20 protein-coding genes and 3 tRNA genes are annotated in these 21,455 nt (G+C 52.5%); 16 read left to right on the top strand and 7 right to left on the bottom strand.

All coding sequences use genetic code 11. The annotated features are described in order from the left end of the window. Positions 1 to 37 precede the first annotated feature (37 nt). Together rutB and rutA are read right to left on the bottom strand one after the other, a co-directional pair. On the bottom strand, positions 38 to 748 hold the full coding sequence (gene rutB / locus WFP70_RS09610) for a pyrimidine utilization protein B (protein WP_337023183.1): 711 nt from the start codon (positions 746 to 748) through the stop codon (positions 38 to 40). Then, positions 748 to 1,839, bottom strand: a complete 1,092-nt coding sequence (gene rutA, locus WFP70_RS09605; protein WP_058959634.1) for a pyrimidine utilization protein A — start codon at positions 1,837 to 1,839, stop codon at positions 748 to 750. Before rutA ends, rutB begins: the two co-directional genes overlap by 1 nt. 308 nt (positions 1,840 to 2,147) lie before the next feature. Between rutA and rutR the strand changes: the two genes are divergently transcribed. Both rutR and WFP70_RS09595 read left to right on the top strand, forming a co-directional pair. After that, positions 2,148 to 2,783, top strand: a complete 636-nt coding sequence (rutR, locus tag WFP70_RS09600) for an HTH-type transcriptional regulator RutR (protein WP_034820328.1) — start codon at positions 2,148 to 2,150, stop codon at positions 2,781 to 2,783. Between the two features lie 23 nt (positions 2,784 to 2,806). Next, on the top strand, positions 2,807 to 3,781 hold the full coding sequence (locus WFP70_RS09595) for a metal-dependent hydrolase (RefSeq protein WP_166931933.1): 975 nt from the start codon (positions 2,807 to 2,809) through the stop codon (positions 3,779 to 3,781). Positions 3,782 to 3,823: 42 nt separating this feature from the next. On the opposite strand, the gene cycA is transcribed toward WFP70_RS09595, so the two are convergent. Beyond that, a complete protein-coding gene (cycA, locus tag WFP70_RS09590; RefSeq protein WP_058959632.1) occupies positions 3,824 to 5,215 on the bottom strand; it encodes a D-serine/D-alanine/glycine transporter in 1,392 nt (463 codons plus the stop codon). A gap of 284 nt (positions 5,216 to 5,499) precedes the next feature. On the opposite strand from cycA, the gene WFP70_RS09585 reads away from it, so the two are divergent. Further along, complete coding sequence (locus tag WFP70_RS09585) at positions 5,500 to 6,198, top strand: extensin-like domain-containing protein (RefSeq protein ID WP_337023184.1); 699 nt, start codon at positions 5,500 to 5,502, stop codon at positions 6,196 to 6,198. Here WFP70_RS09585 and WFP70_RS09580 read toward each other — a convergent pair whose 3' ends face one another. Continuing rightward, the gene (locus tag WFP70_RS09580) at positions 6,199 to 6,873 is read right to left on the bottom strand and encodes a DUF4396 domain-containing protein (RefSeq protein ID WP_337023185.1); all 675 of its coding nucleotides are present in this window, start codon (positions 6,871 to 6,873) and stop codon (positions 6,199 to 6,201) included. A gap of 551 nt (positions 6,874 to 7,424) precedes the next feature. Here WFP70_RS09580 and sdiA point away from each other — a divergent pair. Then, entirely contained in the window at positions 7,425 to 8,147 is a 723-nt protein-coding gene (gene sdiA, locus WFP70_RS09575) for a transcriptional regulator SdiA (RefSeq protein ID WP_034820310.1), read from the top strand. 122 nt (positions 8,148 to 8,269) lie between these two features. Continuing rightward, positions 8,270 to 8,881 carry an acyl-homoserine-lactone synthase gene (locus WFP70_RS09570; protein ID WP_034820307.1) on the top strand — a complete coding sequence of 204 codons (612 nt, stop codon included), beginning with the start codon at positions 8,270 to 8,272 and terminating at the stop codon, positions 8,879 to 8,881. A 31-nt stretch (positions 8,882 to 8,912) separates the two neighbouring features. Here the strand turns inward: WFP70_RS09570 and WFP70_RS09565 are convergent, their stop codons facing one another. Continuing rightward, complete coding sequence (locus tag WFP70_RS09565; protein WP_034820303.1) at positions 8,913 to 9,140, bottom strand: DUF2594 family protein; 228 nt, start codon at positions 9,138 to 9,140, stop codon at positions 8,913 to 8,915. A 429-nt stretch (positions 9,141 to 9,569) separates the two neighbouring features. On the opposite strand from WFP70_RS09565, the gene uvrY reads away from it, so the two are divergent. From uvrY to WFP70_RS09535, 6 genes are all read left to right on the top strand, one after another. After that, positions 9,570 to 10,229 carry a UvrY/SirA/GacA family response regulator transcription factor gene (gene uvrY / locus WFP70_RS09560; RefSeq protein ID WP_337023186.1) on the top strand — a complete coding sequence of 220 codons (660 nt, stop codon included), beginning with the start codon at positions 9,570 to 9,572 and terminating at the stop codon, positions 10,227 to 10,229. Further along, the gene (gene uvrC, locus WFP70_RS09555; protein WP_034820298.1) at positions 10,222 to 12,054 is read left to right on the top strand and encodes an excinuclease ABC subunit UvrC; all 1,833 of its coding nucleotides are present in this window, start codon (positions 10,222 to 10,224) and stop codon (positions 12,052 to 12,054) included. The genes uvrY and uvrC overlap by 8 nt, the downstream gene beginning before the upstream one ends. Before the next feature lie 68 nt (positions 12,055 to 12,122). Then, the gene (gene pgsA, locus WFP70_RS09550) at positions 12,123 to 12,671 is read left to right on the top strand and encodes a CDP-diacylglycerol--glycerol-3-phosphate 3-phosphatidyltransferase (protein WP_034820295.1); all 549 of its coding nucleotides are present in this window, start codon (positions 12,123 to 12,125) and stop codon (positions 12,669 to 12,671) included. Positions 12,672 to 12,812: 141 nt separating this feature from the next. Further along, positions 12,813 to 12,888 (top strand) — tRNA-Gly (locus WFP70_RS09545). Between the two features lie 42 nt (positions 12,889 to 12,930). Beyond that, positions 12,931 to 13,004, top strand: a tRNA-Cys gene (locus WFP70_RS09540). Positions 13,005 to 13,015: 11 nt separating this feature from the next. After that, a tRNA-Leu gene (locus WFP70_RS09535) sits at positions 13,016 to 13,101 on the top strand. 586 nt (positions 13,102 to 13,687) lie between these two features. Here the strand turns inward: WFP70_RS09535 and WFP70_RS09530 are convergent. Next, positions 13,688 to 15,184: a SulP family inorganic anion transporter gene (locus WFP70_RS09530; protein ID WP_337023187.1), complete on the bottom strand. Its 1,497-nt coding sequence runs from the start codon at positions 15,182 to 15,184 to the stop codon at positions 13,688 to 13,690. A gap of 151 nt (positions 15,185 to 15,335) precedes the next feature. Then, a complete protein-coding gene (locus tag WFP70_RS09525) occupies positions 15,336 to 15,593 on the bottom strand; it encodes a biofilm/acid-resistance regulator YmgB/AriR (RefSeq protein WP_034820289.1) in 258 nt (85 codons plus the stop codon). 486 nt (positions 15,594 to 16,079) lie between these two features. Here WFP70_RS09525 and WFP70_RS09520 point away from each other — a divergent pair, with 486 nt between their 5' ends. The 5 genes from WFP70_RS09520 to WFP70_RS09500 all read left to right on the top strand — a co-directional run bounded on the left by WFP70_RS09520 (position 16,080) and on the right by WFP70_RS09500 (position 21,269). After that, entirely contained in the window at positions 16,080 to 16,511 is a 432-nt protein-coding gene (locus WFP70_RS09520; protein WP_034820286.1) for a MarR family winged helix-turn-helix transcriptional regulator, read from the top strand. A gap of 2 nt (positions 16,512 to 16,513) precedes the next feature. Next, on the top strand, positions 16,514 to 18,193 hold the full coding sequence (locus tag WFP70_RS09515) for an MFS transporter (RefSeq protein WP_034820282.1): 1,680 nt from the start codon (positions 16,514 to 16,516) through the stop codon (positions 18,191 to 18,193). After that, complete coding sequence (locus tag WFP70_RS09510) at positions 18,190 to 19,278, top strand: HlyD family secretion protein (protein WP_097119580.1); 1,089 nt, start codon at positions 18,190 to 18,192, stop codon at positions 19,276 to 19,278. Before WFP70_RS09515 ends, WFP70_RS09510 begins: the two co-directional genes overlap by 4 nt. Beyond that, positions 19,275 to 20,645, top strand: a complete 1,371-nt coding sequence (locus tag WFP70_RS09505; RefSeq protein ID WP_337023188.1) for an efflux transporter outer membrane subunit — start codon at positions 19,275 to 19,277, stop codon at positions 20,643 to 20,645. The genes WFP70_RS09510 and WFP70_RS09505 overlap by 4 nt, the downstream gene beginning before the upstream one ends. Before the next feature lie 231 nt (positions 20,646 to 20,876). Further along, positions 20,877 to 21,269, top strand: a complete 393-nt coding sequence (locus tag WFP70_RS09500) for a hypothetical protein (protein ID WP_097119582.1) — start codon at positions 20,877 to 20,879, stop codon at positions 21,267 to 21,269. The last annotated feature ends 186 nt before the right edge of the window (positions 21,270 to 21,455 follow it).

Below are 21,455 nucleotides of genomic sequence, written 5' to 3'. Positions count from 1 at the left end.
GTTCCTTATCGTTATGGTTTTGCAGGTGAGATGGACCCTAAGCTTTCAGAGCTTCACAAAAAGTGTCCGTGTCGCTAACCCAGCCAAAGAAGGTTTCGATGTTGAAAATCGCCGCTTGTTGGGCAAATGCCGGTCCGGCCTGATAAGTGGCGTCTTCCAGCACCACGCCAAAATATTCGAGGAAGAAGCCATCGCGCAGTGTCGACTCAACGCACACGTTGGTGGCAATGCCGGTGAACACCAGGTGGCGGATACCGCGGCTGCGCAGCATGCTATCGAGTGGCGTATTGAAGAAGCCACTGTAGCGCGGTTTGGGCAGCACGATGTCTCCTGCCTGCGGCACCAGTTCATCCACCAGCGCATAATCCCAGCCGCCTTTCGACAGCAGCGTGCCCTGTAACTCCGGGCGCTTACGCATGGTTTTCAGTGCATTCGATTTATGGAAGTTAGGCGAGCCGGCATCACCCGCTTCAACGTACTGGTCATCCCAGCCGTTCTGGAACCAGATAATCTGCATGCCAGCGGCGCGCGCCGCGGTTACCGCCTGATGAATTTTGGCGATCACTGGCTTTGTGGCGGAGACATCAAAGCCAGCAAGATCCAGATAACCCCCTTCGGTGGCATAGGCATTCTGCATATCGACGACGATCAAGGCGCTTTGCGTCGGCGGCAGTGCAATCGATTCTGGTCGGGCGGGCAGGGTGATATTGGACAAATTCGACGTATGGGCGCAAGTCACGGTACTCATCAGGCAACCTCCTTCTGCGAAGTGATAACGTTTTGACGACACTGCATTAATGGCTGGATACGCTCACCGAAATCTTCAATGCCTTGCAGGAAGTCATCGAAGGTCAGAAGCACGCCCTGTGTGCCGTCAACCTCGGCAACTTCATCCAACATTCGTGCCACATTGGCGTATGAACCCACTAAGGTGCCCATATTGATGTTCACGGCTGATGTGGGATCGGCCATCTGACGCACGTTGGTGTCGCTGCCGGACTTGGTATCCTGCTGACTTTGTGTGGTGAGCCAGGCAAGCGCTTCTTCATCAGCACCCGCTTTGTAATGCTCCCATTTGGCGCGTGCGGCTTCGTCACTTTCGGCAGCAATGATCATAAACAGCACATAGGAACCGACATCCCGTCCGGCTTTATCTGCTGCGACTTTCATGCGGCTGGCGGTCGGGGCGAAGGCGGTAGGCGTGTTGACCCCTTTACCGAAACAGAAGTTGTAATCGGCATGCTGCGCGGAGAATGCCATGCCGGCATCGCTCTGACCGGCGCAGATCACCTTCATCGGTTTCTGCGGTTGCGGGCTCACGCGGCAGTCGTTCATGGTGAAAAATTCACCCTTGAAGTCACTCTGACCGGTGCCCCATAAATCGCGCAGCACGGTGACGTACTCGGTGAGGTATTGGTAACGGCTGGAGAAGTATTCATCACCCGGCCACAATCCCATCTGTTCGTATTCGGGTTTCTGCCAGCCGGTGACCAGATTGACACCGAAACGACCATTGGAAATCGAATCGATGGTGGCGGCCATGCGCGCCACAATTGCTGGGGGCAGCGTCAGAGTGGCTGCCGTGGCATAGATTTCAATTCTTGAGGTCACCGCCGCGAGCCCCGCCATCAATGTGAAGGATTCGAGATTGTGATCCCAGAATTCGGTTTTACCCCCGAAGCCGCGCAGTTTGATCATCGAGAGCGCAAAGTCGAAGTGATAATGCTCGGCCTTCAGCACAATCTCTTTATTCAGTTCAAAAGTCGGTTTGTACTGCGGCGCATGGGTGGAGATGAGCCAGCCATTATTGCCAATCGGGATAAATACGCCAATTTTCATGTGAAACCTCTCTGCATTGAACGGGCATTGCTCTACGCGCTGCACTGCTTCCTGCACGCATCCTGCGAGCGGCGCTCAGTCACAAAACTGCAAAGCCTGTGCCACATTTTTAAACACCTTGTACAACAATGTGTTAAAACCCATGGAAGGATGAAAGTGGAGTGTCTGGTCTAAATCAGACCGTTTGGTCAAAACTTTTTGCACGTTTTTCATGCGCACGGTGGTCAAAAAAGGTGCAGGGAGAGCGATTAGGCAGGAAAGAGGGGCTTTGTTATGATGCGGACAGGCAGGATTGAAGAGGTAACAGTGTGAAAAGCGATGAAAAACAACCGGGCCGACGTTCACGTGCCGTTGCCGCAAAACGGGCTGCGATACTGGAAGCGGCGTTAAGCTTCTTCTCGCAGTTCGGTATTCACGGTACCAGCCTCGATAAAGTGGCAGAGCGTGCCGACGTCTCCAAGACCAATTTGCTTTACTACTATCCCTCAAAAGAGGTGCTGTATATCGCGGTTCTGAAGGAGATCCTTGATGTCTGGCTGGCTCCACTGCGCGCACTGCGCCACGATCAGGACCCACTGACCGCCATTCGGAAATATATCCGTCTTAAGCTGGAGGTGTCGCGCGATCACCCGCAAGCCTCGCGCTTGTTCTGTCTGGAGATGCTCCAGGGTGCGCCGTTACTCAAAGGTGAACTGGCCGGGGATTTAAAAGCGCTGGTAGATGAGAAGGCGGCGATCATCGAGCAGTGGATTGCGGAAGGGCGGTTAGCCGGGGTACAGCCGCAGCATCTGTTTTTCCTGCTGTGGGCCACCACGCAACATTACGCGGATTTTGCGTCACAGGTTGAGGCGATCACCGGCCAGACCCTGAGTGACCCGGAATTTTTCGAGCAAACGCTGGAGAATGTACAGCGCATGATTATTGAAGGGATCCGCGTGCGTTGATCCAGCTTTAACCAGGAGAGTGCATGGATTCGCTATCACAACTGACGTTGGGCGCGGCGGTCACCGTCGCGGTGATGGGCAAGCGCGTGCCGCTATGGCAATCGGCGCTGGTGGGTGCAATTGCCGGCACCTTGCCCGATCTGGATGTGTTTATCGATCATGGCGATGCGATTCGCAATATGACGCTGCATCGAACTGAGAGTCATGCGCTGATATGGCTCACGCTAGTTGCGCCTCTGCTGGCCTGGCTGATCGCAGGTGCAACACGCAGTCGCTCCCACTGGCGCGGCTGGTGTCTGGCAATTTGGCTGGCCCTGATCACGCATCCGTTGCTTGATCTGACAACGGTGTACGGCACGCAGCTGGGGTTGCCGTTTACCGATTTCCCCTACGCGATTGGCAGCATGTACATCATCGATCCGTTGTATACCTTGCCGTTGCTGATCGCGCTGGGGGTGGCGCTATGGCGGCGTGATGGAGTCGGACTGCGCTGGAATCAGGCGGGTTTGCTGATCAGTACGCTGTATCTTGGCTGGAGCATGGTGGTGCAGGGCGTGGCGACGCAGCATATCGATCGTGATTTAACTGATCAATCCATCAAGCCGCAGCAGGTGCTGGTGACGCCAACGGCATTTAATACCCTGGTGTGGCGAACCGTGATTATGACCCCCGATCGTTACGGTGAGGCCTATTGGTCACTGTTGTCACCCGATCGAGCACTGGAAATTCATTGGCATCCGCGCCACCCGCAATTGTTCGATGCGTTTAAAGGCGACTGGTATGCCGAGCGGGTGGCGTGGTTCAGCCATGGTTTTTACGCCATGCGCCAGCAGGGTGAAGAGACCTTGATTTCGGATTTAAGGATGGGGGAAGCGCCAAACTACACCTTTACCTTCAATCTGGGATCGGCACATGTTCCCGAACCGGCACCAGAAAGGGAGCCTTCGGTGCGACCTTCACTGGCGCAGGCATGGCATAAGTTACGCGAAAGGTTATAAAAAAAAGCCCCGAGCATTCGGGGCTTTTTGTCGGCAGGGCTATCAGGCTTTACGACGACGTAACAACCAGCCCATGGTGAGAATGACGAACCACAGCGGCGTGACCATTAACGCCTGACGAGTATCATCCTGCAAGGTCAGCAAGACAATTACAAAGGCGAAGAACGCCATGCACACCCAGCACATCAGCTTGCCCAGCGGCATCTTGAACTTCGACTCAGCGTGACGTTGCGGATGCTGTTTGCGGTAAGCCAGGTAGCTGCACAGGATGATGGTCCAGACGAACATAAACAGAATCGCCGATACCGTGGTGACCATGGTGAATACCGTCATCACATCGGGGATCAGGTAAATCAGCGCAACGCCGCACAGCAGGCAGAAGCAGGAGAAAAACAGCCCGGTGGTGGGAACCGCGCGTGCCGACAGGCGGCCAAATGCTTTGTGTGCCACGCCTTGTTCTGCCAAACCGTACAACATACGGCTGGTGGAGAAAATGCCACTGTTGGCGGATGATGCAGCAGAAGTCAGCACCACGAAGTTAACGATGCTGGCGGCGGCGGGTAATCCGATCAGCACAAACATCTCAACAAAGGGGCTGCGGTCCGGCATGACCTGATTCCACGGCGTCACCGCCATGATCACCAGCAGTGCCAGAACGTAAAACATAATGATACGCACCGGGATAGCGTTAATCGCACGTGGCAGCACCTTGTGCGGATCTTTGGTTTCCGCTGCGGCCGTGCCGACTAACTCAATGCCGACGAAGGCAAACACCGCAATCTGGAAGCCAGCAAAGAAGCCGCTCAATCCTTTCGGGAACATACCACCGTGATCCCAGATATTGCTCAGGGCTGCCGCGCTGCCGCTGGGCGAAGGATAATGCATGCTCACCAGCACGATGCCAGTCACGATCAGGGCAACAATCGCCACGATTTTAATAATCGCGAACCAGAACTCCATCTCACCAAACAATTTCACCGTCGCAATATTGAGTGCCAGGAACACAAATATACACAGCAGTGCACTCATCCAGATGGAGAAGTCGGGGAACCAGAGTTGGAAATAGGCACTAATGGCCACCACATCGGCAATGCCCGTCACCACCCAACAGAACCAGTAAGTCCAGCCGGTAAAATAGCCCGCCCACGGGCCGAGTAAATCGGCGGCAAAATCGCTGAAGGATTTATATTCGAGATTAGAGAGCAGCAATTCGCCCATTGCGCGCATCACGAAGAACAGCATAAAGCCGATGATCATATAAACGAAAATGATCGAGGGGCCGGCCAGGCTGATAGTTTTACCTGAGCCCATAAACAACCCGGTGCCGATCGCGCCACCGATGGCAATCAGTTGGATATGGCGGTTATGTAGATTACGCTGGAGCTTATCGGGCTGCTCGGCCTCGATAAGCGCCTCTTTGGATTGATCAACCATAAATATATCTTTCCTGTTTTGATGTTGTGTCAGCTCTACTGGCTGTTAGATAACGTGCCGTTTGATAGGGCAAGTGGCATAAGATAGTGGAAAGGTTGCAACTCTCGGTAATTGTTTTTTTACAATTGTGACCTTTTGCGGGGTTTACTCTGTCAGTAAATATTTACATGGCATAATTCACGGTGAATTTGCGTAAATCTTCAGCAATTAAGCCTTTTCTGCGTTATCTCTCCATTTTGCCACCTACACTTACGTCTTCTTTTTATGAGTAAATGTGAGGTGTGATGCGCGCATTATTAGCGATTGCTCTGTTGGCATTATGTGGCTGGTGGAGTTTGCCGTGGCTGAAAACGCATTTGCCGCCGCAGTGGAATCCATTTACACCGCTGTCGGTGACTGACCCTCCAGGATGGATGATGCGCTACAAATTGCAGCGCCTGAGTCACGATCCTGCGGCCTGTATGGCGGTGATGCATCGAGCCAGTCAGCAGGGGTGGGTACAATTTCGCGCCGTGCCAGCACTGCAAGGTGATTGCCCTATTGAACAACCTTTGCGCGTGACTGGTTTTGGTGAAGTGACATTGAGCAGCAGCTTTCTTGCCAGTTGCCCGATGGCGGTGAGCAGCACAATGTTTGTCGTCAACAGCACTCACGCCCTTCAGCAGGCAGGTATCAACAGCCCGATTCGGCGAATCACCCACGTCGGCAGTTACGCCTGTCGAAATATCTATCATCGCCAGCAGGGGCGTTTAAGCGAGCATGCAACAGCAGATGCATGGGATGTGACTGGGTTTCAGCTTGCAGATGGACGCTGGCTGCAGGTGGCAAAAAACTGGCATCAACCTGAGGATGCGGCTGCAGGGCTTCGCGCTTTATGGCACAACGGCTGTGCGACCTTTGGTAATGCGTTAGGACCGGATTACAACGCCGCGCATGCCGGACATTTTCACCTGGGCATGCGCGGCGCCGGATACTGTCGTTAGTCAGACGGCGGGATTAAGCCCTCGTTTTATCAGGAAATGATTAGCGGGCCAGGAGAATAGAAAACCGATGATCATGGCCAGTTGTAACATAAACCAGAAAGCCACCAGCAATGGATTGATTTGTTGGTTGAGAACAAATTTTAGTGCCAGTGCCATAAAGATAAAAATACCTAATTGATAAATCAGCAGGGGAAACGTTTCGGTTTTAAATGCTAATAATAACGCCCGGCCAAATGAACGTTTTTCACGTTGGCGGATAGCCAGGAACTGGAAAAATAAACCCACCACCAGAGAAACTATCAAGCAAATAATTGCCTGCATCCAGAGCGTTGGCATAATGGTGAACTGATTTAGCAAGGTGATTATTGGTAGGGTCATTATGTCGCCAAATATACAGGCCGCGGCAGATAATGAGGTGGAAATAAATATTGTTTGCCAGCTGGCATTACTCTGAATTTTTTGTGGAACCAGCAGCGCAAGTTTTACCTGACGTGAAGGTTTACGGCCCAGATACCACCAGGCTAACCATCCGATGAACGGCATATAGAGGCCGGTCAGCGGCCAGATGATATTCATGATGGCCACCGGATGCGGGTGACGGAAAAGATCTTTTAAGATCATCAGCGCTGTACAACCGCCCAGTACAAGGAAAGGTAATGCCAGTTGGTTCATCATAGTCAGCCCCGTTATGATGCTCGAATACGCATGACAATGCGCCAGTATGGGTGAGGGCGCAACGTCTTCCCCTGAAAAGTCCACAGCGTCATCCCCCGCACATCCTCTAAGCGTAGCTGGAAAAGAGGGTGACGGAAATCACGTTATACCGCTCACCACAGAAATCACTGGGATTAAGAATGAACCGAATAGCCGTCGTCCCACAAATACCGCTATTACCCTCAGTAACCGCTTTCAAAGTGAGTGATTTTAGTTAATGACGATGCTAAAAATTTATCAATCTAATGATGATTTTCGATGAATAGGGTGATTGAAACTCCTTCGGAAAAATCCTATTCTAATCAGGAAAGAGGATTAAAGTTGTGAAGCTGTTGGCAAAATGTATCTGCTTTCAGTTCCCCATAATGGTAACGCATTGACAACAGGATGGTTATGATTGTTACCCCGCGGGCTGCTCTCATTTCAATCAATATTTTTTCTCTAGTTAATTTATTTTTTGTGTTAATCAGAACGAATAACAAGTTAAAGCGTGAAACAACGCTGAGGCAATAATGACGACCGATAATTATTTCGTCTGGCGTGGCGAAACTGAAAATGAATTTCAGGCGCTGACGGAAGTGATTCAAGTAAAAACGCTATTACAAAAACACATTGAAGCGATGGGTTTCGATTCATTCGCTTTCCTGGTTCAACATCCCGTGCCTTTTACCCGGCCGCGCGTGTTTTTGTTCAGTACTTACCCGGAAAGCTGGGTTAAGCGCTATGAAAGCGAAAATTATTATGCTGTCGATCCGGTGCTGTTGCTTTGTCAGCGGCCGGGACGAGGCGTGGAATGGACGCGGGATTTATTTACCGGTGCCGGTAATTTATGGGCTGAAGCGAATGCGGCAGGGCTCAACAGCGGCTTTTCTTGTTCGGCAATGGCGCCAAATCGTGCCATTGGTATATTATCTATAGCATCATCGCTTCACAGTCAGACTCAACACTTACGCGTTCAACTGGAGGTGAAACTGCACCTTCTGGCGGAACTGAGTTTGCGCGTGCTGGAGCGGCTAAATGATAGTTCAATGGCGGTTTTATCTAACGATTTTAGTCAACGCGAACTGGAAATTTTGAAATGGACGGCGGAAGGAAAAACTTCTGCGGAAATTTCACTGATTTTAGCGATTTCAGAACATACGGTGAATTTTCACCAAAAGAATATGCAAAAGCGTTTTAATGTTTCCAATAAAACGCAGATTGCGTGTTATGCGGCGGCAATTGGCCTGATATAGCAAAAAGGCAACTACTAATTTTAGTAGTTCCCACTCTTTAGTCAGTTGTCTACCCTGCGCCGGAACTTTGCCAGGCTGGCGCAAAGAAATCATTGCAAACATGGGGATGTCAGGGGCGCATGATGAAAGTAATTCAAACACAGCTTAAGGATATGCCGTCCTCTCTGTTGGCAGAATTAGGAACGTATCGCTATAGCGTTTTTGCGCGGGGTGAAGGTTGGTCTATCCCGCCGCGCTTAAGTACGCCCGGACAGGAGTATGATCGCTTTGATCGCTCCGATGTCACCTGGATGATCGCCTGGAATGCGCGCCAGGGGATTTGCGGCTGTGCACGTTTGTTGCCCTGGCATGAACCAGAAGTGCCTGAAGGCATGGTGCTGCCGTTCGATCAGGAAAAAGTCTGGGAAATGTCACGCTTTTCAGCACGCCTTGAGGTGGATGCAGAACTGCCACTGACGATTTTGTGGCATGCGGTGCAGTTGGCGGAACTCAGCGGTATGGAGTACCTGATCAGTTCAGCAACGCCGATGCTGGAAAAAATGTTTGAGCAGCACCACGTCGTGTACGAACCTTTATCACCCGGGTTGATTCAATCTGAGGATAATCTGTTTGCCATTCGTATTCCGGTTCATCAGCCGGCACTGGCGGACAAGTATCGTGGCACACGCCGGTTTAGTCCGGAAGAGGTGCTGCCGTCACTGGGTGTTTCAGTGAACTGGCAGTCACACAGTTGACCACCCCGCGCATCGCGCGGGGCTTCACCGCTTACTGACGGTAGGCGGTTTTAATCTGACGAATGGTGTTGCTGAACACTTCCGCCTGCGGCTTATCCGCTAACGCGCTTTGCACATAGCGCTCCATGTTAATGATCACCTTACCGGCATCCGCCTGGCCCATCCCTTTCAGAATCAGCGTCACCATCATTTTCAGGCAAGCGACTTCATCGGCCAGTGCCTGGGTATCCCGCGATGTTGAAAAGTCTTCATCACTCATCTTTGACTCCTTGGTGGTGTTACTGAATGTAGACACAATATCTGTGTGTAAAAAACAGAGTATATCATATGGTTGAATGAGGAATTTATCCCAGGCGAAGCGGTGGAGATTAAACCAACATTAAATGGATGTTTGCGTTATTAACAGGCAGGAAAAATCAGGCGTTGAAGTTATTTTTATTAAGCAAAGCCCAGCGGTCAATGAAAAGAGCATAAATTATAACATAATGATATTAGTCACAATTTCACATTTTAATTCTTGCATGCTAAGCGTTTCACTCAAAAGATATCTGGGATTGAGCTCAATTTGATGTGTATCATTTCATTTGAGATTTATCTGCGTAGCCAGATGTTTTTTCCCCGGCAAACCCGGTAAGATGGCCCTCCTGAAATATATTTTTCCCCTCACTAACCTGCGGAGTACGTCCCGTTGATCAGTCTGCTTCTTGTTGATGACCATGAACTGGTACGCGCCGGTATTCGCCGCATACTGGAAGATATGAAGGGATTGGTAATTGCCGGGGAAGTGGCTTGTGGTGAAGACGCGGTGAAATGGTGCCGCAACAATCCGGTCGACGTGGTGCTGATGGACATGAATATGCCGGGCATCGGCGGTCTGGAAGCCACGCGAAAAATTGTGCGCTTCAATCCTGACATCCGCATTATTATGCTGACCATCCATACCGAAAATCCGCTGCCGGCAAAAGTAATGCAAGCCGGTGCGGCGGGTTATCTGAGCAAAGGTGCGGCCCCGCAGGAAGTGGTGAGTGCGATTCGTTCGGTGCACTCAGGCCAGCGCTATATCGCATCAGATATTGCGCAGCAAATGGCGCTTAGCCAAATCGAGCCGCAAAAAGCCGAATCGCCCTTTAGCTGTTTGTCGGAAAGGGAATTGCAGATTATGCTGATGATCACCCGAGGGCAAAAGGTGACGGAAATTTCCGAGCAGCTTAATCTCAGCCCGAAAACCGTTAACAGTTACCGTTATCGCATGTTCAGTAAGTTGAACATCAGTGGCGACGTAGAGTTAACGCATCTGGCCATTCGACATGGTCTCTATAATGCGGAGCCGTTAATCAGTAGTGAGTGACGTTTTCAATTCCAAAGCCTTTCTGAGCACCGTGACCAGTCAGCCCGGCGTCTACCGTATGTATGACGCGACAGGCACGGTGATCTATGTCGGTAAAGCGAAAGACCTCAAAAAGCGCCTGACCAGTTATTTCCGCACTCAGGTGGGCAGCCGAAAAACCGAAGTCCTGGTCAGTAACATCCAAAACATCGACGTGACGGTGACGCATACCGAAACCGAAGCGTTGCTGCTTGAACACAATTACATCAAGCTCTATCAGCCTCGCTATAACGTGCTGCTGCGTGATGATAAATCCTATCCCTATATATTTCTGAGTGCAGACGCGCATCCGCGACTGGCGATGCATCGTGGTGCCAAACACGCGAAAGGGGAATACTTTGGGCCTTTCCCTAATGGCTATGCGGTGCGTGAAACCCTGGCGCTGTTGCAGAAAGTGTTCCCGATTCGACAGTGTGAAAACAGTGTTTATCGCAACCGCTCTCGCCCCTGTTTGCAATATCAGATTGGCCGTTGCCTTGGGCCGTGTGTAGCGGGTTTGGTCAGCGAAGATGAGTATGCGCAGCAAACCGATTACGTGCGGCTGTTTCTCGCCGGCAAAGATGATCAAGTAATCAACCAACTGGTCAAACGCATGGAAGAGGCCAGCTATGGATTGCGCTTCGAAGAAGCGGCGCGTCTGCGCGATCAGATTCAGGCGGTACGACGCGTCACAGAGAAGCAGTTTGTCTCCAATCAGGGGGATGACCTTGATGTGATGGGGGTGGCATTCGACGCCGGTATGGCTTGTCTGCACGTGCTGTTTATTCGGCAGGGCAAAGTGCTGGGTAGCCGCAGTTATTTCCCGAAAGTGCCTGCTGATACCGATCTCACCGAAGTGGTGCAAACCTTTGTCGGCCAGTTTTATCTGCAGGGGAGCGAAGCACGCACTTTGCCAGCTGATATTCTGCTGGACTTCAGTCTGCCCGAACGTGAGTTGCTGGCCGATTCCTTGAGTGAATTGGCCGGCCGCAAGGTCAATATTCAAAGCAAACCGCGCGGCGATCGGGCACGCTACCTTAAACTGGCGCGCACCAATGCGGCCACCGCTTTGACCACTAAACTGTCTCAGCACTCCACTATTCAGCAGCGACTAGCGGCGCTGGCCGTCTTTCTCGAACTCGACAGCATCAAGCGCATGGAGTGTTTCGACATCAGTCACACCATGGGTGAGCAGACGATAGCTTCGTGTGTGGTCTTTAACCGCGATGGACCGCTGCGTTCGGATTACCGTCGCTATAACATTGAAGGCATCACGCCCGGCGACGATTACGCCGCGATGAACCAGGTACTACGTCGTCGTTATGGTAAAGCGCTGGAGGAGGACAAAATCCCTGATGTGATTATCATCGATGGCGGTAAAGGCCAGCTGGCACAGGCGAAACAGGTGTTCGCAGAGCTGGATGTGCCCTGGGATAAAGATCATCCCATTCTGCTGGGCGTGGCAAAAGGCACTGACCGTAAAGCGGGTCTGGAAACGCTGTTCTTTGAAGCGGAAGGCGAGGGCGTTTCGTTGCCGCCAGACTCGCCTGCACTGCATGTGATTCAACATATTCGTGATGACTCTCACAATCATGCAATTTCGGGGCACCGGAAAAAACGCGCTAAAGTGAAGAACACCAGCGCGCTTGAAAGCATTGAAGGGGTAGGGCCAAAACGGCGTCAACAGCTGCTTAAGTACATGGGGGGCCTGCAACCCCTGATGAATGCCAGCGTGGATGAGATTGCTAAAGTGCCGGGGATTTCCTTCGCGCTGGCGGAAAAAATCTACTACTCGCTGAAACACTAGCATTGAAACAGGGGGGGCAATGTAGGAACATACGTTAAATTCTACTCACACCAGACAGTTACTGGCATATGCAATTTAACATTCCGACGTGTCTTACCCTGTTTCGAGTTGTACTGATTCCATTCTTTGTGCTGGCATTTTATCTGCCTTTTCAATGGGCACCTTTTGCCACTGCATTGATCTTTGTGGTTGCCGCCGTGACTGACTGGTTTGATGGTTTTCTTGCCCGCCGCTGGAAGCAAACTACGCGTTTTGGCGCTTTCCTCGATCCTGTGGCAGACAAAGTGATGGTGGCCATTGCGTTGGTACTGGTCGCCGAGTATTTCCACGCCTGGTGGATTACCTTACCGGCAGCGACCATGATTGCGCGCGAAATTATTATCTCAGCCTTACGTGAGTGGATGGCGGAGATTGGTAAGCGCAGCAGCGTGGCTGTTTCCTGGATTGGCAAAGTGAAAACCACGGCGCAGATGTTCTCACTGTTCGCCTTGCTGTGGCGTCCAGACGCAACCGTAGTGGGCGTGGGCGTGGTGGCACTGTATATCGCCGCGGTGCTGACCTTCTGGTCAATGTTCCAGTATTTAAGCGCCGCACGCGGTGATCTGCTCGATAGCTGATCGATACGATTTAAAAAGCAGCAAACGGACGCGCTGTGTGGATAATTCTATTGACTCATTGCGTCAGATAAGTAGAATGCATCGCATCGAACGGCAGCGAGTCTGCAAGAAGCTGAATAAAATCAGCGAGTTCGGTGAATTGCGGGAATAGCTCAGTTGGTAGAGCACGACCTTGCCAAGGTCGGGGTCGCGAGTTCGAGTCTCGTTTCCCGCTCCAAATTTAGTCCTCCGTTGTTAACGGATGACACATCAGAATAAAGGCGCGTTGGCAGAGTGGCCATGCAACGGATTGCAAATCCGTCTACCTCGGTTCGACTCCGGGACGCGCCTCCAATTTACACCCTGCCCGGGTGGTGAAATCGGTAGACACAAGGGATTTAAAATCCCTCGGCTTATGGCTGTGCGGGTTCAAGTCCCGCCCCGGGTACCATATTTAGTAGTCGCTAAAACCAAATAAAATCAAAGCAATATGCAGTAATGTCGTGACCGCCCAAGGGCGGTTTTTTTGTGCCTGCAATACACTTCCGAATACCCATTCCAGTATCAATCCACGATATCAACTGCTCAACTGCTCAACTGCTCAACTGCTCAACTGCTCAACTGCTCAACTGCTCAACTGCTCAACTGCTCAACTGCTCAACTGCTCAACTGCTCAACTGCTCAACTGCTCTCGGGCACGATTAACCTTAAGCTTGCGGTTGCCCCACAGGCCCTTTGCTCATCGGCCCGCCCGGAATAGGCTGCTTGGTGGGCACGTTGGGGCGTCCATCTGGCCCAATTGGCCTGTCGGATTGCTGGCAGCCTATTAACGTTGCCAGACAAGTGATAATCATCATCCCAGCGAAAAAATGCTTCATCAATAACGTCCTTTCTTCGGGCAACCAGGCGTTGCCTCCTAAGCGTAGTTGATCTCTCGCTGACTCAAGCACATAAAAAAGCTGTCAGCTCGTTGGAGATGACAGCTCAGAGAATCATCATTCTGGATGAAGTGACTCAGACTCACTTCATTAAAATCATCACCCCAGGTTACCGCTCAGGCGATCGCGGAAATCGCTACTGCGATTATCCAGCCCGGTAACCGTGACCGTTGCACCATGGCGTTGATAGCGGTATTCAATGGCATCCAGTGCCGCAACGCTGGATGCATCCCAGATTTGTGCATGTGTCAGGTCAATGGTGACGACTTTCGGATCGTGCCCGTAATCGAAATGTTCGAATAAATCATTGCTGCTGCCAAAGAACAGCGGGCCGCGCACCGTGTAATAAACCTGTTCACCGTCATCGCTTAACTTGCGTTCAGCATGGATAACATGGGCAATACGACGTGCAAACAGCATCATGGCGAGGATGACGCCAATCAATACGCCCAGCGCCAGGTTGCCAGTCCAAACGGTGACCACAACCGTCAGGGCCATCACCGAGGTTTCTGACCACGGCATACGTTTTAGCGTGGCGGGTTGCAGGCTGTGCCAGTTAACAGTTTTCACTGCGACCACCATCATGATGGCCGCGAGGACCACCATAGGAATCTGCGCCATGATCTGACTCAGTCCGGTGACCAGCAGCAACAGCACAATACCTGCAGCAATGGTTGAGATGCGCGTGCGTGCTTTGCCCAGCTCAACGTTAACAATGGTCTGACCGATCATGGCACAGCCAGCGATACCGCCATAAAAACCGGCCAAAATATTACCGACACCCAGTGCCCAGGACTCGCGGCGCTTACCTGAAGGCGTATCGGTAATATCGTCCACCAGTTTGGCGGTGAGCAGAGATTCCATCAAACCCACGAAGGCGATACTCAGCGCGGTAGGCCAGACAATCTGTAACGTCTGTAAATTAAACGGCACCAGCAGCGTGGTAAATCCGGGCAAGCCTGAACTCATTGGCCCTTCATCGCCCACATTAGGCACGCGATAACCCAGCAACAACGCCACCCCGGTGACGACGACAATGGCGACCAGCGGTGACGGGACGCTTTTCAGGATTTTGGGTAACAGCAGCACAATCGCCAGGGTCACGGCAAACAGCACCCATACCAATCCCGATTGCCCCCAGACGTGGGGAACCTGCGCGAAGAAAATCAGAATGCCCAACGCATTCACAAAGCCCAGCATCACTGAACGCGGAATATAGCGCATCATGCGGGACAGCCCGGCAAGACCAAAAATAATCTGAATGATACCGCCGAGGATTACCGCAGGAAGAATGTATTCAACCCCATGCGCGTGCACCATCGGTCCAATCACCAGTGCCACCGATCCCGCTGCTGCCGTGACCATGGCTGGGCGGCCACCTAAAATCGACAAGGTCAGACACAGCACCACCGAGGCGACAAGGCTCACTTTGGGATCGACACCCGCAATAACAGAAAAGGAGATCACTTCCGGGATCAGTGCCAGTGCGGTAATCACTCCCGCCAGACACTCACGGGTAAGCAGCGCAGGCGAGCGTAAAACGCTGCCCACGGTAATATCGTTCGCCGCAGGGGCGTGTTCTGTAGATCGGCTCATAAATGTGCAGGCTCTTTTATTATTTTGCGCATACCGTCACGGCATGGCAGCAACCAGTTGGACACTAAACGCGGATGATGTTAGCGGGCATTGAGGGATGAAGCTAGCGGGAGAGCGAAGAAGAGAGTGATTCCGTCCCTGGAATCCGGTATTACACCGAGAGATCGTCAGGCGTTTTGTTAACCACCAGTTCGAGAAGATGACGATAAATATCCAGTTGGATCACATCACTTTCCATCTCAAGGCGATTAATCAGCGAAGCGATGATGGCTTTATTGGTGACCGGCATGCCGGCTTGCAGGATTTCAGCGATGATCTGCCCGAAAACTTCCATCTCGGTGCTGTCGCTGTTACCGGCGAGTTTAAAGTAGTCAGCGATAGCGTCACTGCTGGTGGCGGCGTTTTGCATGTATGAAGCCCTTCAGATCGGTCTGATGGCAACCTGGCCTTCAGTTCCATGATGAAAAAACTTACGCGCGGACAGGCGCGTAAGACCCAAACTCATCAACCAACGCAAAAAAGACACCTCTGAAGGTGGAAATCCAAAAACACCTTCAGAGGCGACGCAAAGTGCATCATTCGTTACGGAGCCAGTCGTTGGCTCACGGGAAGTAAACTTATACAATGAACCCTAACTTGTACAATGATATTTTTGAGGGATTTGTGCTTATTATTATTTATCAGTGATTTAAATAATTTTATTTACGCGAAACTTATACAAAATAGCTGTACAGGGATAGGCTTTGTGGCAAGCCGTATCTATTTTAGAACTGAGTGGAAGGGCAGAGGCGCGCGAACTACAGTGCTAATGTAAGCAAACTTTTCATCAGGCTGACACTTTGTTTATAATAACGCACTTGTTTAGTTAGATCTCTAATCATTAGGCTGCTACGTTTTGAGTGACTATCCGCAACCTTTTTCGCGTTTATTACATCTTACGGCACATGCATGGCGGCTGGCAGTCGATCGTCGCCTTAAAGAGAGTGGCTTAAGTATGAGCAGCTGGATGGCCATCGCGACAGTGGCCACGGCCACGGAGCCGCCGACCCAGAAAGCGCTGGCCCAACTGTTGGGATTAGAAGAAGCGAGCGTGGTGCCACTGGTAGATCGACTGGTAAAACAGCAGTTACTGGCGCGCGTGCAGCCGAAAGAGGATCGCCGTAAACGCCTGCTGGTGTTGACCGAGCAGGGCAGCGTCGCGTTTGCTGAAGTGAAAACCCAGGCAGATAGCTTGCGCGCACAGTTGCTGGCAGACATCGATCCTGAAGCGCTGGCAGTGACCGAGAAGGTTTTGCAACAGCTGCTGGCTCGACTGGGAAGTATCTAATCGTGGCAAAACGCAATCCTTATGCACAACGTGAATGGCTGCCTCATGAAAAACCGATGCTGCCGGGTTCACCTTCCACCCCAATCCACTCGCCCTCAAAGCGCGTGGCGTTTGGCATTATTGGACTGCTGATCTCCATCACCGGCGCGCTCAGTAATGCGCTGGTGACGGCCAATCTCACCAATCTTCAGGGCACCTTTGGCGCTTATAGCAATGAGATTGCCTGGCTGCCGGCTGTCTACGTGATGGGCAACATTTCCATCAACCTGCTGCTGGTTAAATTTCGTCAGCAGTTTGGCCTGCGGTTGTTTACCGAAGCTTTTCTCGTGCTTTACGTCATCGTGGCGTTCTTCCATATCCTGGCCAACGATCTCAGTTCCGCCATTATTGTGCGCACCGCTCACGGGATGGTGGGCGCGGCGCTTAGCTCCCTTGGTATCTATTACCAAATTCAGGCCTGGCCGGCGAAACACCGACTCAAAGCCCTGGTGATCGGCATCACCGCATCGCAGTTGGCGATCCCGCTCGCCCGTTTATTCTCTACCGAATTGCTCCAGCTGGAAGAGTGGCGCGGTCTTTATCTGTTTGAGTTAGGGCTGGCGATGATAGCGCTCGGTTGTGTTTTGGTGGTGAAGTTGCCGCCGGGCGATCGTATCAAGGCCTTTGAAAAGATGGATTTTGTCACCTTTATCCTGCTGGCACCCGGCATGGCACTGCTGTGCGGCGTGCTATCGCTGGGCCGTATCGAGTGGTGGTTTACCACGCCGTGGTTGGGTATTTCATTAGCCCTTTCGTTGGTGCTGATTGTTGCGGCAGTGGTGGTGGAACATAACCGCGCGAATCCGCTGATTAACACCCGATGGCTGAGTAACGGCATGATTGTGCGATTGGGCATTGTGATGATCATGATGCGCATTGTGTTGGCCGAACAAAACACCGGCGCGGTGGGCTTCCTGCAACAGCTTGGGCTGCTGAATGACCAGATGCGTGGGTTGGCTTTAGCGATTATCGCTGGAGTGATTTTTGGCATGATCGCCAGTGCATTGACCATCAAACCGACGCATCTCAGTTGGCCTATTGTCACCTCGCTGGTGGTGATGATCATCGCCTCGTACATGGATGCACAATCCAGCCCAGTCACGCGTGGCAACAATTTGTATGTCAGTCAGTTTTTACTCGGCTTTAGCAGCGCGTTCTTCCTCGCGCCCGCGATGCTGTTAGGGATTGGCGGTGTGGTGACGCAGCCGAAAAATCTGGTGAGTTTTGTGGTGCTGTTTGGCATGAGCCAAAATCTGGGCGGGCTGATTGGCTCGGCTATACTCGGCACCTTCCAGACGTGGCGGGAGAAGTACCACTCCAGCCTGCTGGGCGATCAGCTGTCACAGCTTGATCCCAATGTCATCGAGCGCCTCAGCCAATACAGTTCACTGTTTAGCAGCCAGTTGCCCGACAACGTTCTGCTCAGCGCGCAGAGCAGCAGCCAGCTACAAGCTGTGGCCACACTCCAGGCTAACGTGCTGGCCTACAACGACACCTATTTATTGACTGCCGCGATGGCGCTGATCACCCTGATGTGGGTGCTGTGGCGATTGACGCGGCTGCGTTATATCAACTGGCGTCAGGCACGCCATAATTTGACGGAACAGCGTCAGCAAGCTTCAAACCCGACGGAGAATTCATGAGCCAACAGGACGATATTCAGGCTGCGGAGCGCGAACGCGCCAACCGCCGACGCATTCTTTCCATCGCTTTCGGCAGCGGCATCGTGATCGTTGGCGTATTGGTGATTTTATACGCCTGGCAGCTGTGGCCGTTTACCAGCACGATTCAGTCAACGGAGAACGCCTATGTGCGCGGGCAGGTCACCTTTATCAGCCCGCAGGTCAGCGGCTATCTGACCGACGTGAATGTGGTGGATTTACAACCGGTCACCAAAGGGCAGTTACTGATGACCATTGACGATCGTATCTATCGCCAGCGCGTGCATCAGGCGCAAGCGCAGCTGGATATGAAAATCGCTGCGCAAAACAATAACCAACAGCAACGCCGCAGTGCGGAAGCCAATATTCTCAGCAATAAAGCTGCGCTGGAGAATGCCAAAGCCCAGGCGCTGAAAAGCAGCCTTGACCTGAAGCGTGTAGAAAATCTGGCGGCCGATGGGTCGCTCTCCGTGCGTGAACGTGACGCGGCGCGTGCCGCTAACGCGCAGGCGCAAGCGCAACTTCGCCAGGCAGATGCGCAGGTTGCGGTATCGCAGCAGAGTTTACAAACGGTCATCGTGAATCGCGGTTCCCTGGAAGGCGATGTAGCCAGTGCCAAAGCCGCGCTGGAACTGGCCAATATCGATCTGGCCAATACACGTATTATCGCGCCCGACAGCGGACAGCTGGGACAATTGTCGGTGCGTAAAGGGACCTATGTCACGGCGGGCACGCGCCTGACATCAGTGGTGCCGGATAACAAATGGGTGATCGCCAATCTGAAAGAAACACAGCTGGCACGTGTGCGTCCAGGATTACCCGTGACGATTCGGGTTGATGCACTGGACGGCAAGCGTTTTGACGGCCGGGTTGAATTTATTTCCCCCGCCGCCGGTTCGGAATTCAGTGCCATTTCACCGGACAATGCCACCGGTAACTTTGTGAAGATCGCACAGCGTATTCCGGTACGTATTCAAATCCTCGGCGATACTGAAGAATTGCGTCCCGGCATGTCGGTTGAAGTCAATATTGATACTGCAGCAGAGCCGCACAAGGATGCGCCATGAAGCGGTTAATCCTCGCCTCGCTGATGACGTTGATGGTCAGCGGCTGCGCGACAGAAGTGGAAAAGGCCCCATCATCCTTACCGATCCCGGACAGTTGGCGCCAGCAGGTTGGCCCATCGGCAGCACCCGAAGCACAGTGGTGGCAACGCTTTGGCGACGATAACCTTAACCGCTTAGTGAACCAGGCGTTGCAACATAACAGCGATATCCTGATTGCCCGTTCACGGGTCGATCAGTACCGCGCGCAATTGCGTGCTGCGCAGGGGGATAATTTCCCCACGCTATCCGCCGGGGTTGCCGCCACACATCAGCGCGCATTGTCGGCAGTAACCGGGCAACCGTATGAGAATGCCGTCTTCCAGGGACTGTTGCAGGCAAACTATGACGTAGACCTCTGGGGCAGTCGCAGCAACAGCATTCTTGCTTCGCAAGCGTCTCTGGATGCCCAGCGTGCTGCAGCTTCCGCGGCTGAACTAACGGTGGCCAGTTCGGTGGCCTCCGGTTACCTCAGTTTGTGCGCGCTGGACGAACAATTGCGTGTCACCGAAGCGACGCTGGCCACGCGTGAAAACTCGTTAAATCTGGCGCAGCGCCAGTTTGAAACCGGCTATACCTCACGACTGGAGTGGATGCAGGCGGCATCGGAATATCAGACCGCCAAAGCGCAGGTGCCGCAGTTACAGCATCAAATTGAACAACAAGAGAATGCACTCAGCGTGCTGGTGGGCATGAATCCGCGCGAGATTGCCCGTACCCGCAACTTCGACCATATCAAACCGCAAACGCTGCCGGCGTTGTTGCCGTCTCAGCTGCTCAACCGCCGCCCGGATATCGTGCAGGCACAGCGTCAGTTGATTGCCGCGGATGCCTCGCTGGCTTCGGCGCAGGCCGATTTATTGCCTTCACTTAATCTGACGGCGACCGGCACGCTGCAAAGTTTTCAACTGCATCAGTTACTCGAGAATCCCTTCCGCCTGTGGAGCATTGGCGGCAGCATTCTCGCACCACTATTAAATCGCGAAGCACTGACGGCGCAGGTGGATGTGGCGATGGCCGCACGTAACCAGGCGCTTTATGGCTATGAAAAGGTGGTACGCAGTGCCTTTTCGGATGTGGACAACGCGCTGGATGCCATTCGTCGCAGCCAGGAACAGCTAACGGAATTGCAGAAGCAAGAAGGCTATGTGACAGAAGCATACCGCATCGCACGTAATCGTTATCAGAACGGTTATGCCTCTTATCTGGATGAACTGGACGCGCAGCGCACCTTGTTTAACACTCAGCTCAATATTGTCTCAGTGAAAAACACTCTGTTGCTCGCACAAATCGATCTTTACCGATCGCTCGGCGGCGGCTGGCAGGGCTAAACATCATGCCACAAGCCGGTTTTGCGGCAGATTTTACGCTGTAAACCCGGCAATTTCTGCTTTTGCCATGAAATGAGGCGCTGCTTAAGTCATTCGTGCTTTTTTTTACTTGTCTTTACATATAGTGGTATTATTCGCGCGCTTTACAAAGTCTGAACGGATCAGTGCAAGTTCAATTACGCACACGGTCGCCATTAGTGGTGATTGGCTACGACAGGGGAAACAAAGGAAATGATGAATAAAAAAGCGGCGCTTGCCTTAATCGTGACAGCGGCATTAATGACGGGTTGCGCACCGCGCACCGCGCCCATTCAGAACGTGAGCCAGACCGTTGGGCAGAGCTACACGGATAGTCAAATGCAGCGCGCCATTGTTGAAGCCGGTGCGGCCAACCACTGGGTGATTTCCCCGGCAGGCCCAGGCGTGATGAACGGTAAGCTGTCCGAGCGCGGTCATACGGCCGACATTCGCATCACTTATGCTGCAAACAGCTACCGCATTGATTACGTGAGCAGTACCAATCTGAAAGCGGGCAGTGGCCAGATCCATCGTAACTACAACCGCTGGATTCAGAATCTGAACCAGGGTATTCAGACGCGTCTTGCGGTTCAGGCCGTAAAATAAGCGCCATGCGTGATCGCTGACATAATGTTTTAAAGAAAGCGCTAACGCTGCCGAAAGAGAAAACAGGCGGGCCACGTGCCCGCCTTGTTAATCGGCGACATTCGCATGAGACGGATGACGGACTCGAACGCAAGCAGGGAAGGGATGCCGCACAGCGAAAATCTGACCATCCCTGAGGCTGAAGAA

This window comes from Pantoea sp. USMM079, from assembly GCF_037153115.1.
GTDB lineage: Bacteria > Pseudomonadota > Gammaproteobacteria > Enterobacterales > Enterobacteriaceae > Pantoea > Pantoea communis.
This window is presented reverse-complemented; position numbering and strand designations above follow the sequence as displayed.